The organism is Arthrobacter sp. K4-10C (assembly GCF_059090085.1).
The window spans coordinates 102,536-114,930 of sequence record NZ_JBNHFI010000009.1 but is presented as its reverse complement, the minus strand read 5'-3'; the positions used below and the strand labels follow the sequence as shown (position 1 = coordinate 114,930).

At 67.7% G+C, this 12,395-nt stretch carries 11 protein-coding genes; 6 read left to right on the top strand and 5 right to left on the bottom strand.

Annotation, left to right across the window (positions count from 1 at the left end; genetic code table 11):
• Positions 1-5: 5 nt before the first annotated feature.
• On the bottom strand, positions 6-740 hold the full coding sequence (locus AC5RUU_RS13940; RefSeq protein ID WP_493975794.1) for an IclR family transcriptional regulator: 735 nt from the start codon (positions 738-740) through the stop codon (positions 6-8).
• A 252-nt stretch (positions 741-992) separates the two neighbouring features.
• Between AC5RUU_RS13940 and AC5RUU_RS13935 the strand changes: the two genes are divergently transcribed.
• On the top strand, positions 993-2,327 hold the full coding sequence (locus AC5RUU_RS13935; RefSeq protein WP_493975793.1) for an MFS transporter: 1,335 nt from the start codon (positions 993-995) through the stop codon (positions 2,325-2,327).
• Between the two features lie 135 nt (positions 2,328-2,462).
• Here the strand turns inward: AC5RUU_RS13935 and AC5RUU_RS13930 are convergent, their stop codons facing one another.
• From AC5RUU_RS13930 to AC5RUU_RS13920, 3 genes are all read right to left on the bottom strand, one after another.
• Positions 2,463-3,110 (bottom strand): phosphoribosyltransferase, encoded by a 648-nt coding sequence (locus AC5RUU_RS13930; protein ID WP_493975921.1) that lies wholly within the window; start codon positions 3,108-3,110, stop codon positions 2,463-2,465.
• A gap of 90 nt (positions 3,111-3,200) precedes the next feature.
• Positions 3,201-4,028 (bottom strand): alpha/beta fold hydrolase, encoded by an 828-nt coding sequence (locus AC5RUU_RS13925; protein ID WP_493975792.1) that lies wholly within the window; start codon positions 4,026-4,028, stop codon positions 3,201-3,203.
• Positions 4,029-4,086: 58 nt separating this feature from the next.
• Positions 4,087-5,478: an amino acid permease gene (locus AC5RUU_RS13920; RefSeq protein WP_493975791.1), complete on the bottom strand. Its 1,392-nt coding sequence runs from the start codon at positions 5,476-5,478 to the stop codon at positions 4,087-4,089.
• A gap of 254 nt (positions 5,479-5,732) precedes the next feature.
• Between AC5RUU_RS13920 and AC5RUU_RS13915 the strand changes: the two genes are divergently transcribed.
• From AC5RUU_RS13915 to AC5RUU_RS13895, 5 genes are read left to right on the top strand one after another with little or no spacing between them, the layout of a single operon-like run.
• Positions 5,733-6,443, top strand: coding sequence for an NUDIX hydrolase (locus tag AC5RUU_RS13915; RefSeq protein ID WP_493975790.1), 711 nt, complete (start codon positions 5,733-5,735; stop codon positions 6,441-6,443).
• The gene (nadA, locus tag AC5RUU_RS13910) at positions 6,440-7,744 is read left to right on the top strand and encodes a quinolinate synthase NadA (protein WP_493975789.1); all 1,305 of its coding nucleotides are present in this window, start codon (positions 6,440-6,442) and stop codon (positions 7,742-7,744) included. The genes AC5RUU_RS13915 and nadA overlap by 4 nt, the downstream gene beginning before the upstream one ends.
• A 17-nt stretch (positions 7,745-7,761) precedes the next feature.
• Positions 7,762-9,468 (top strand): L-aspartate oxidase, encoded by a 1,707-nt coding sequence (nadB, locus tag AC5RUU_RS13905; RefSeq protein ID WP_493975788.1) that lies wholly within the window; start codon positions 7,762-7,764, stop codon positions 9,466-9,468.
• Entirely contained in the window at positions 9,461-10,378 is a 918-nt protein-coding gene (gene nadC / locus AC5RUU_RS13900) for a carboxylating nicotinate-nucleotide diphosphorylase (RefSeq protein WP_493975787.1), read from the top strand. Before nadB ends, nadC begins: the two co-directional genes overlap by 8 nt.
• A 7-nt stretch (positions 10,379-10,385) precedes the next feature.
• Positions 10,386-11,543: a cysteine desulfurase family protein gene (locus tag AC5RUU_RS13895; RefSeq protein WP_493975786.1), complete on the top strand. Its 1,158-nt coding sequence runs from the start codon at positions 10,386-10,388 to the stop codon at positions 11,541-11,543.
• A 41-nt stretch (positions 11,544-11,584) separates the two neighbouring features.
• Here the strand turns inward: AC5RUU_RS13895 and AC5RUU_RS13890 are convergent, their stop codons facing one another.
• A complete protein-coding gene (locus AC5RUU_RS13890) occupies positions 11,585-12,244 on the bottom strand; it encodes a DUF1684 domain-containing protein (RefSeq protein WP_493975785.1) in 660 nt (219 codons plus the stop codon).
• Positions 12,245-12,395: the final 151 nt, after the last annotated feature.

Genomic DNA, 12,395 nt, shown 5'->3' with positions numbered 1-12,395 from the left:
TGGCGCTAGGCGAGCTGGCGCTCGATCCGGGCGGCGCTTTCGGCGAGCGCCGCCCCCACCGTTTCCGGATCATGGGCAGAACGGATATAAACGACGGCGAGCGCGGCCGGACGTCCGCCAGGCACCCGGACGGGGGATGCCAGTGAGGACACGCCGGCGATGACTTCGTCGTGGCTGGCTGAGTATCCCTTCGTTCGGGCCTCGCCCGCCTCCGGGCGGTAGGGGACGCCCGTGTTCAGCCGGTCCCATTCCGCTTCGGTAAGCGCTGACTGGATGGCGATGCCGGGTGCTCCGGCGTTGACCGGGTGCCGGGTGCCTGGATGCTGCGCAACCGTTGCCCCTGAATGCCTTGGCTCCACCGTGACCAGGGTGATGCAGTCGTGGTGGTCCCACACGGCCACGAAGGCCGTCATGTCGAGGGTATTGGCGAGGTGGGTCAGCTCGGGCAGCGCCGCGGCCTGGAGGTTCCGCGAAACACCCCGCGCCAGGACGGCCAGTCCGGGCCCGGGCTGGACCTTGCCGGCATCATCCCGCACCAGGAGTGAATGGTCTTCGAGGGTACGCAGGATCCGGTAGGCCACCGAGCGGTGCACCCCCATGGCATCGGCCAGCTCGGCAATGGTCAGCGGTCCGGGGGCGGCCGCGAGGATTTCAAGGGCGCGGATTCCCCTGGACAGCGTCTGGGAGGGAGAAGCCTGTGCCTGCGCTGCTCCGGCTGGGGCTGCGGCGGTGGGAGTCATGGTTTCCATCCTAGGTGGCGTGCCGCCGGGTGCAGCGATCTGTGGGTTTCCCGGAGCTGACCCGGTCTGTTCCGGAATGTGAATCGCAAGTTCCAATATAGAACTGAGGTCAGGCAAGCGTCCAACGCACAAACTTCACGCCTGGCGTGTCGCCCCTCACATTTTCGTAGTACCCTCTAACTAACTGACCGTTCTGTCGGTAATACTGAAGGCGTCCAGGCGGCCCAGCTGCCACTAAACAATGGAGTTTCGATGACCACACCGTCCAAGGTGGACACCCTTGCCGGCCCCAGCACACGCCGGGAGGAACGCAAGGTCCTCGCCGGCACCCTCGTGGGAACCACCATCGAGTGGTACGACTTCTTCATCTTTGCCCAGCTGACCGCAACTCTGCTGTCACCGCTGTTCCTGGCACCGTTGAACGAATCCAACCCCGGCCTGGCCCAGATTCTCTCCTTTGCCCTGATCGGCATCAGCTTCCTGTTCCGGCCGCTCGGCGCCGTCGTGGCCGGCCACCTGGGCGACCGGCTGGGACGCAAGGCCATGCTCGTCTTCACGCTGGTCATGATGGGCGCCGCCACGGCGCTTATCGGCATGCTGCCCACGTACGCCCAGATCGGTGCGTGGGCACCGGTCCTGCTGATCCTCCTCCGGATCGCCCAGGGCTTCTCAGCCGGCGGCGAATGGGGCGGGGCCGCGCTGATGGCTGTTGAGCACGCGCCCCTGAACAAGCGCGGCCTGTTCGGTGCCTTCCCGCAGATTGGCGTTCCGGTGGGCATGATCCTGGCCACCGGCCTGCTGTTCTTACTCAACAGCAGCATGTCCAGGGAAGACTTCGCCGCCTGGGGTTGGCGGATGCCGTTCCTGCTGTCCATCGTGCTGATCGTGGTGGGCTACCTCATCCGGCGGGCCGTGGCCGAGAGCCCGGTCTTCCAGGAAATGGCCGCCCGCAAGGAGGAAAGCAAGGCGCCCCTGGGCGAACTGGTCCGCAGCCACAAACGCCCGGTGCTCTATTCCACGATGATCTTCATCGCGAACAACGCCGCTGGCTACCTGCTGATCGCGTTCTTCATCTCCTACGCCACCCGCATTCTGCAGATGCCCGCCCCGCCGGTCCTCCTTGCCACCACCCTGGCCTCCTTCGGCTGGCTGATCTTCACGATGGTGGGCGGCTGGCTGTCGGACCGGATCGGGCGCGTCAAGACCTTCCTCACGGGCTATGCCATCATCTTCGCCTGGATGATCCCCATGTTCGCACTGATCGACACGAAGGACATCCTGCTCTACGGCGTTGCACTGTTCGTCCTCACCATCGGCCTGGGCCTCTCCTACGGCCCGATGTCCGCCATGTACGCCGAGATGTTCCCCGCCAACGTGCGCTACTCGGGCATCTCCATCGGGTACGCGTTCGGTGCGATCCTGGGCGGCGCCTTCGCGGCGACCATCGCCGAGTTCCTGCTCCAGGTCACCAAATGGGCGGGCTCCATCGGCATCTACATCATGGTCCTCTGTGTCATCTCCGCCATCGGCGTGCTGCTGGCCAAGGAGACCAAGGGCCGGCCGCTGGGAGTCAGCCACCACCACTAATCCCCATCGTCCCCCTGGTCTCGCTTCGCTTCGGCCAGGGGACCGGGGCGGCGTGGCCCATTCGGCAGCAGGCCCGGACCGGTTCGGTCCGGGCCTGCTGTTTGCGCGTTCCGGTCTTTCTTGCTCCGGGCGCGCCTACGACTTCAGGAAGCGGATGGCGTCGTCGTCAGTCAGTTGTTCGAAATGCCGGTAGAAGCTGCCCACCGCACGGAACTTGCCCGGCAGATGAAGGCACAGCACGGCGTCGCAGACCCGCTCCACGGATGCTTCGGCATCGATCGAACCTACCGGGGCAGCGGCAACCACGGCGGCCGCGCCGCCCTCGCGGACTGCCTCGACGGCGGCGCGCATGGTTGCGCCGGTAGCCAGGCCGTCGTCCACCAGCACCACTGTCTTGCCTGCAACGTCATGGTCCGTGCCGGGGTACAGGTCCACGCGGCGGAGCAGTTCGGCACGCTCGCGCTGCTCCACCTCATTTAGCCACTCACGGCGGACGCCGTGCTCCAGGACGCGGTCCAGGAGAGGCTTGTTGATGAGCCGGACGGTACGGCCGCGTGCCCAGGCCAGTGCTCCGTAGGCTGTCTCCTCGTGTCCCGGGATGCCGAGTTTGCGAACCAGCACCGTTCCCAGCGGAAGGTAGAGCGCCTTGGCGGCGGCGGCAGCCACCGGGATCCCGCCGCGGGCCAGGCCCAGGACGAGGGTGTCCGGCCGTTCCCGGAATTGGGGAAGTACCGCGGCCAGGCGCTCGCCGGCCTCCGTGCGGTCTTCGAAACGCGTACCCATCTGCTCCTCCAGGCTTCCCTGCACCTGGTTTCAGCCTACCGCCAGCCCCTGCGGGAAGGTGCACGGGAGGATGGAATGGAAGACCGGACCCTACACCGACAGGAAGGCGATGGCGGCCTGCTTGAAAGCCCTGCTGGTGACAGCGTTGGTGTGGTTGCGTCCCGGCAGGACCAGCTGCTCGGCCGTTGAACCGGCACTTTCGGCCAGCTGGGCGAGCTTTGGAAGACTGGCGATCCTTTCATCCTGGTCGCCTGAGACCAGGAGCACCGGTACGTGGGGGACCGCTTCGGAGGGGTCGTAAGGCTCGGCCTTTATGGCTTCCACCAGGGAAAGCAGGGCGAAAATGTTGTTGCTGGGCAGCAACAGGGCCATCTTCAACAGCCGAGCCGTGGATTCGTCAGCAATCGGGGTGCCGTCGGCCAGGTAGTCCTGGGCCGCCACGAGGTCGAACTCGGCCAGCGGGTCGGCGGTGTTCGGTCCGCCCAGGACCAGCCGGTGGACAATCTCCGGCTGGGTGGCGCCAAACTCCCAGGCGAGCCGGGAACCCAGTGAATACCCCACGATGTCTAGTCCGCTGGAAGGGTCATCCGCCTGCAGGGGCCGCACGCCGGCGTCGAACGCTGCCTGGAGCAGGTCAGCGCGGATCCTGCTGGGGGAGTAGGAATCGCGGTCTTCGGGCGCGCCGCTGCGGCCGTGCCCTGGCAGGTCCACAGTGATCACCCGGCGTCCTGCCTGCAGCAGGGAGGACACCCATCCGGTGTCTTCCCAGTTGAGTTTGGACGAGGAGGAAAAGCCGTGCAGCAGCAGCACAGGCCGGAGCCCTGCGTCGTCCGCGGGTTCGTGCACCCCCACATACAGCTGCGGGTCGGTGCCCTCTACGGTGTGCGTTTGCTGTTGGCCGGTGTGCCTGCCGCTCATGGTCCCAGTCCTCGTCAACTCATGCGGCCGGGAGGACCCGGCGCGTCGGTGCCTGGCATCACTCTACCTGCCCGGCCGGGACGGACGTGCGGCGCGTAAACCGGGCCCCCAGCGCGCAGGCAAGGGCGATCCCGGCGATCAGCGCAAACGTGCTGAAGAGCTGCACGCGGCTGCTGTCGGCGCTGAAACCGACGGCAAAGATCAGTCCCAGCAGTACCAGGCCCAGAATGGTGAGCCCCGGGAAGCCCCTCATCCGCAGGGGAAGGTCGGTGCCGTCCCGGTCCGCCCGGCGGCGCAGCACCAGCTGGGACACCAGTGCGCTGCCCCACACCACCAGGCACGTGGACCCCACGAGCTGGAAGAGGGCCGGAAGGATCCGCTCCGGAAACAGGAGTTCCAGGACCGTGGCGATGAAGCCGAAGGCCACGGAAACTGCGACCGCCAGCATGGGCACGCTTGCACCGCCCAGCCGGGCCAGGACACGCGGTGCCTCCGCCCGCTCCGCCAGCGAGTACACCATCCGCGACGCGCCGTACAGGTTTGCGTTCAGCGCGGAGAGGAGGGCGACGACGGCCACCAGCGTAATAGCGGTTGCGGCACCCGGGATGCCGGCAACGTCGAGGACGCCGGCAAAAGGCGAGGCCAGGCCTTCCGAGCCGGCCGGAAGCACGGCGGCGATGACAAACACGGAACCGATGTAGAAAACCAGGATGCGCCACACCACGGTGCGGATGGCCCTGCCCACGCTGCGTTCGGGGTCTTCGGTTTCCGCCGCTGCTACCGAGACGATCTCCGTGCCGCCGAAGGCGAATATCACCACGAAGAGCGCTGCGGCAATGCCGCCCAGGCCCTGCGGGGCGAAATCTGTGGTGAGGTTCGACAGGCCTGGCGATGCAACGTCAGGCAGGATTCCAAGGAGGAGTGCGGTGCCCACCATCAGGAACAGGACGATCGCGGCGACCTTGAGGATGGCAAACCAGAACTCGAACTCACCGAAGTTCCGGACACCCGCCAGATTGATGCCGGTGAACACCACCATGAACACCAGTGCCAGCGCCCAGGCCGGGATGACCGGCCATACGGAAAACAGCAGCCCTGCCGCACCAAGGGCTTCGGCAGCGATGACCACCACCAGTTGCAGCCACCAGAGCCAGCCGATGGTGGCTCCCGCGGTCCTGCCCAAGGCCCTTTCGGCATAGACGGAGAAGGCCCCGCTGTTCGGGTTCGCCGCCGCCATCTCACCGAGTGCCCACATCACCAGGATGATGAGCGTCCCTGCCACCAGGTAGGAAATCAGCACGGCGGGGCCTGCGGCCTGGACGCCGGCACCGGAACCCAGGAACAGCCCGGCCCCGATGGCACTTCCCAGCCCCATCATGGTGAGCTGGCGGGGTTTCATGCTGTGGCCGAGGTGCTTTTCCGGGCGTGCCGGGGCGGACTTCGTCGTCATGAGAATGAACCTTCTTGGGGTCTGGGCGTTTGATCCTCTTGGGACCACTCGAATTTACCGCCTGGTTACCGCGCGGCTGAACTTGCGCCCTGCCCGTGCTCGCGTCGGCTCCCGCCACGCCGGCGGACTGCGCCGGGATCCCGCCGCCGGACACATTTCCTGTTTGTGCCCCGCTGGCCGTAGAATGAGTTATGGTCAAGGTGACCATAACTAGAGCCCCGGCAGGGGCCGGACCGGCACCAGGAGGTGGACGCGTGTACTACAGCTCAGCTAACGTCTCGGAGCGCCGTGCCGCGCCGCCCTTGCTTGCCATCTCCACCGTAATTTTCGCGCTCCGCCCCAGCGAAACCTCCGGGCGGCCCACCCTGTGGCTGCCGCTGGTGCGCCGCATCCGCGAACCCTTCAAGGGGCTGTGGGCACTGCCGGGCGGACCCCTCAGCCACGACGAGTCCCTGCAGGACGCTGCCTCGAGGAACCTCCGGGAGACAACCGGCCTGGCCCCCAACTACCTGGAGCAGCTGTACGCCTTCGGCGGCCTGCACCGCTCACCCAGCCAGCGCGTGGTCTCCATCGTCTACTGGGCCCTGGTCCAGCCGACGGAAGCGGCGCTGGCGGACGTTTCGGAGAATGTGCGGTGGTTTCGGGCCGACCGCCTCGGTGACCTGGCGTTCGACCATAACGCCATCGTCGACTACGCCCTCTGGCGCCTGCGGAACAAGCTGGCCTACGGCTCGGTGGCTTACCACCTCCTGGGCGAGTACTTCACCCTCGCCCAGGTGCGCGAGGTTTACGAGGCCGTGCTGGACCGCCAGCTGGACCCCGCCAACTTCCGCCGCCAGCTCAAATCCACCCCCGAAATCGAAGAAACAGACCAATTCCTCCAGGGCGGTAAACACCGCCCGCCCCGCCTCTACCGCTTTACCGGCCGGCCCGGCCTTGACCCAGACAACAGGAGCACAGCATGAGCAGCGTCAACACAGCAATCCAGCTGATCACACGTGAACAGGCCGAAAAAGGCGCAGCCGCCAAAGGCAGCACCTGCAGCCCCGCCCTCGCCAAGGGCCCCTGGGACTACGACCTGGCCGAGGCGCTCGCGGGGATCCCCGCCTACGGCCCCGGAGCCTCCAGCGCCGACGTCGCCCCGGCAGCCACTCCCCGCCAGGGACAGCTGCCCGATGAGTACAAGCTGGCCAGCGACGCCGAGCTCGCGGAACGCATCCTCGCCGCCAAGGCAGCACTGGGGGAGCGGGCCGTCATCCTGGGGCACTTCTACCAGCGGGACGAGGTGGTCCGGTTCGCGGACTTCGTGGGCGACTCCTTCCAGCTCGCCAACGCCGCCCTGACCCGGCCCGATGCGGAGGCGATCATCTTCTGCGGCGTCCACTTCATGGCCGAAACCGCCGACATCCTCTCCAAGCCCGACCAGGCCGTCATCCTGCCCAACCTCGCCGCGGGCTGCTCCATGGCGGACATGGCCGACGCCGATTCCGTCGCCGAATGCTGGGAACAGCTGGAGGAGATCTTCGGCACCGAGCCCGACGCCGACGGCCGGGTTCCGGTCATTCCCGTCACCTACATGAACTCCTCCGCAGCCCTCAAGGCTTTCTGCGGCGAGCACGGGGGCATCGTCTGCACCTCATCCAACGCCAAGACCGTCCTGGAATGGGCCTTCCAGCGGGCGCAGCGGGTCCTGTTCTTCCCCGACCAGCACCTCGGCCGCAACACCGCGAAGGCACTGGGCGTGCCGCTGGAGCAGATGCCCATGTGGAACCCCCGCAAGGACCTGGGCGGCAACGGGGAGCAGGCGCTGCTGGATTCCCGGGTGATCCTGTGGCACGGGTTCTGCTCAGTGCACAAGCGGTTCACCACCGCCCAGATCGACAAGGCACGCGCCGACTTCCCCGGCGTCCAGGTCATCGTCCACCCTGAGTGCCCCATGGAAGTGGTGGACGCCGCAGACTCAGCCGGTTCCACCGACTTCATCAAGAAGGCCATCGCGGGCGCCACTGAGCCCACCACTTTCGCAATCGGCACCGAGATCAACATGGTGAACCGCCTGGCCGCAGAGTACCCGCAGCACACCATCTTCTGCCTGGACCCCGTCATCTGCCCCTGCTCCACCATGTACCGGATCCACCCGGGCTACCTCGCCTGGGTGCTTGAGGAACTGGTTGCCGGCCGGGTGGTCAACAGGATCACCGTGGATGACGCCGTGCAGGCCAATGCCCGGACCGCGCTCGAGCGCATGCTCGCCGCCAGGCCATAGTGGAACGGCGGCGGAACGTGGCTGCCCGGGTAACGGACGTCCCCGGGTTCAGCGCAGGAAAGCCCGCACGGCGGCGGCTGATCGTCGTCGGAAGCGGCATTGCCGGCCTGTACGCCGCCCTCCTGGCGGCCGACGCCGGTGCTGACCCTGTCCTGGTGACCAAGGGCCGGCTGGACGAGAGCAATACCTGGTTCGCCCAGGGCGGGATCTCGGCCGTGCTTCCGGACCCGGCGCCAGGGGACACCGTTGCCGCCCACATCGCGGACACGCTGCAGGCCGGGGCCGGGCACTGCAATGAAGAAGCGGTCCGGCTTATGTGCACGGAAGCCCGGCTGGATATCGCAGGGCTGCGGCGTTTCGGCGTCCGCTTCGACATGGGGGACGACGACGGCCCCGCCCTCGGCCTGGAAGCGGCCCACAGCGCACCGCGCATCCTCCATGCAGGCGGTGATGCCACCGGGGCAAGGGTTGCCGAAGCGCTGATCCGTGCCGTCCTGGCAGCGCAGGCGGAAGGAAACCTCCTGGTTCTGACCGGCGCCTACGCCACAGCCTTGCTGCAGGATGGAAGCGGCAGGGTAAGCGGCCTGGAGTACCTGCAGAACGGCCGCACATCCAGCATTGAGGGAGACGCCGTCCTGCTGGCCACCGGGGGCGCCGGCCAACTGTTCGCCCAGACAACCAACCCAGGCGTGGCCACCGCCGACGGCCTGGCGCTCGCCGTGCGCGCCGGGGCTGCCACCGCCGACCTCGAGTTCTTCCAGTTCCACCCGACGTGCCTGGTCGCAACCGCCACGCACCAGCCCGCCACCCTGTCGGGGCCGCTGCTGATCTCGGAGGCAGTCCGCGGGGAAGGTGCCATCCTGGTGGACGCCAGCGGGCGCCGCTTCATGCGTGCCTACCACCCCGACGCGGAACTCGCCCCGCGCGACGTCGTCTCGCGCAGCATCGCCCTGCACCTGGCCAAGCTCGGCGACCCCAACGGCCACGTCTACCTGGACGCCCGGGTCATCGAGGAAACCCGGGGTGCGGGTTTCCTCGAGCGCCGCTTCCCCACCCTTACCCGGAAGACCCGTGACGCCGGCATCGACTGGACCCGCGAACCGGTGCCCGTGGCACCCGCGGCCCACTACTGGATGGGCGGGGTAGCCACCGATCTTTCCGCCCGCACCAGCATCCCGGGGCTCTATGCCGCCGGGGAGGTCGCCTGCACAGGGGTCCAGGGGGCTAACCGCCTGGCCAGCAACTCCCTCCTCGAAGGACTTGTCTTCGGCCGGCGCGCTGTTGAAGCCTTCCTATCTGGTGATGACGACGGTGCCTGGGTGGCGCCCGCCGGCACTCCGCCGCGTACCGTCCCGGCTGGGAGCCGGTTGTCCGGCTTCGGCGTGGGAGATGAGCCGTTCTCCCGGGATGCTCTGCGCCGGTTGATGACTTCCCATGCCGGGGTTCTCCGCAGCGGGGAGCTGTTGGCCCAGGCGGCGGCAACCCTGCAGGGGTGGGCCTGCGCCGTTTCTCCTGGAACTGTTGATGCCGGCGGGCAGCCCGACGCCGTAGCCGCGCACGAGGACCGGAACCTGCTGCTGGCTGCCCGGCTGCTGGCCGCGGCCGCGCTGGACCGCCAAGAATCCCTTGGTGCCCACTACCGCAGCGACAGCCCGCCTGATGCCGCAGACATTTCCCTAGACACTTTCTCATTCCGCCCGAAAGCGAGCCTTCTCCATGAGTGAAAACCTGGTGGCCGATCCGGCCGCCCCCGCCCGCCGGGCGTCCGGCCTGACCCTTCCCGCCGCACCCGTCCGGGAGATCCTGGAACGCGCCTTCGCCGAGGACGCACCCGCCGGCGACATCACCTCGCAGCTGCTCATTCCCGACGGTGCACGCGCCACGGCGGTATTGAACGCCCGCGTTCCCGGCGTCCTGAGCGGGGCAACGGTGTTCCGCGATGCCATGCAGCTGGTGGATCCCGGCATCGACGTTGAATTGCTGGTGGCGGACGGGGAAAGGTTCGACGCCGGCACCCACCTCGCCCGGGTCAGCGGCCCCGCCAGGTCGGTGCTGCTCGCGGAACGTGTTGCGCTCAACCTTGTCCAGCGGATGTCCGCTATCGCCACCCGGACCGCCGAGTTCGTGCAGCTCACGGAGGGCACGCGGGCACGGATCACCGACACCCGCAAAACCACTCCGGGACTGCGGATCCTCGAGCGCTTTGCCGTGCGCTGCGGCGGCGGGGCCAACCACCGCTACAGCCTTTCGGACGCCGTTCTGGCCAAGGACAACCACCTGGCCGTCATGACCGGCGGGGACCCCGGCAAGCTCACGGAACTGCTGCTCGCGGCCAAGGCCCAGCTGGGGCACACCACCCACTTCGAAGTGGAAGTGGACCGGATGGACCAGATCGAACCCGTCCTGGCGGCAGGGGTGGACACCATCATGCTGGACAACTTCACCATCGACGGATTGAAGGCCGGCGTGGCCATGGTGGCCGGACGGGCGCAGGTGGAAGCGAGCGGAAACGTCAACCTCCATACCGTCGCCGCGATCGCCGCCACGGGAGTGGACGTGATCTCCGTCGGTGCCCTGACGCACACCGTCGCCGCCCTGGACCTCGGCCTGGACGTGGAACTGACCATCGGGTGAATGCGCCATGATCTTCCTTGACGCCGCCGCAACCACCCCCGTCCGCCGGGAGGTGCTCGAGGCAATGTGGCCGTACCTGACCGGAGAGTTCGGCAACCCCTCCAGCCACCACACACTGGGGGAATCGGCCGCGCGGGCGCTCGCCGGCGCCAGGGCCTCCGTGGCCGCTGTGCTTGGCTGCCGGCCCGGGGAAGTGACGTTCACGTCCGGGGGGACCGAAGCGGACAACCTGGCTGTGAAGGGCATTGCCCTGGCCCGGCAGGCCGCAAACCCTGCCATGAACCGGGTGGTGGTCAGCGCCGTCGAACATCCCGCAGTGGAGGAATCGGCCAGGTACCTGGAACGTTTCCACGGCTTCACGGTGGATGTGGTGCCCGTTGACAGCACCGGCCAGGTCACGCCGGAGGCGCTTCAGCAAGTCCTCCGGCCTGAAACAGCGCTGGTCAGCGTGATGTATGCCAACAACGAGGTGGGCACTGTCCAGCCCATTGCGCCGCTTGCCGCATTGGCCGGGGAGCGCGGCATCCCCTTCCACACCGACGCCGTCCAAGCGGCGGGCTGGCTGCCGCTGGACACTAAGGCACTCGGCGTGGACGCCATGAGTATCTCCGGTCACAAGCTGGGTGCCCCCAAAGGGTGCGGCGTGCTGTTTGTCCGTAACCGCACCAGGGTGGAGCCGGTCATTCACGGTGGCGGGCAGGAACGGGGCCGCCGCTCCGGGACAGAGAACGTTGCCGGAGCGGTTGGCCTGGCCACAGCCCTGGCGCTGTCCCAGACCTGCCAGCAGGATCAGCAGGCGAAGGTCACGGCGTTGCGGGACATGTTCATCACAGCTGTGCTGTCCGCCGTCCCCGGGGCTGTCCTGACCGGCCATCCCACGGACCGGCTCCCGTCCGTCGCCTCCTTTTGCTTCCCGGGCACGAGCGGCGAATCTGTGCTCCTGGAACTGGAACGACGCGGCGTGGTGTGCTCAAGCGGTTCAGCGTGTGCCGCCGGTTCCGATGCACCGTCACCCGTGCTGACTGCCCTCGGCATCGCCGCGGATGTTGCCCGGACGGCTGTCCGGTTCAGCTTTGAGGCCTCCATCATGGCGGAGGACCTGGACGCCGCCGCAGCAGCGGTCGGTTCCGCCGTCACGAGGGTGAGGGCCCTGGGCGCGGGCTGACGTTCCGCGACGGGCGGCGGGGTGTCAGCAGCCGGCGGCTTTCAGTAGAGCTCGCCCACGGGGATCTCCACGGCCAGCCGGTTGGCCGGGCCCGGCAGCGGACACGCCCACGCTTCGTTGTAGGCGCACGACGGGTTGTAGGCAAAGTTGAAGTCCAGCACGAAGGCCGCATCAGGGCCACTGCCCTGGACACCGTGGAAGGCCCCCTTGATGGTGTCCAGCAGATACCTGCCGGAGCCATAGCTGCCGCCCGGCTGGCCGGCGGTCGCGTCCCGGAACGGCACGAAGATGCCGCCGCCGTACCCATGCACCTTCCACACCGCGAGCTGCCCCATCTCCGGCAGGTCGAACGTGCCCAGCCGGATGAAGTGGACCACGCCGTCAGTCCCCGTGTCCACGGTCATCTCCCGGCCGGCACCTTCCTGCGTCAGGGGAACATGGAAACGGTAGATGGGGTCGTAGTCGGCCGTTTTAAGCCCCGAGAACAGCGCTTTGCCTTCGCCGGTAAGCGCTGACGCCGGATGGGTGGCAAACATCAGGTCCCGCTGGTGCCGCCAATAGGAATGTGCCTCCGCGGGATTGTCTGCGGAGATCTTGCGGACGTTTTCGTACAGGGCAAAGGTCCGCAGCCGCCAGTCAGCGATGTCGACGGCGGAAATGTCCGCGGGGTTATCTTCGGCCGTGCCGTGCTGTTCCGCCATAGCACCCAGCCTAGTCCCCGGCGCCCCGTGCCTGTCCGAAGGCGACACGCCCTGCGGGTGCCCGCACCCGGCAGAACCCGGGCCGGCAGGAAACACCTGCGGAAAACACCCCGCCACCCACGGCCCCGGGCGGGGCAGCGCGGCTAGGCTG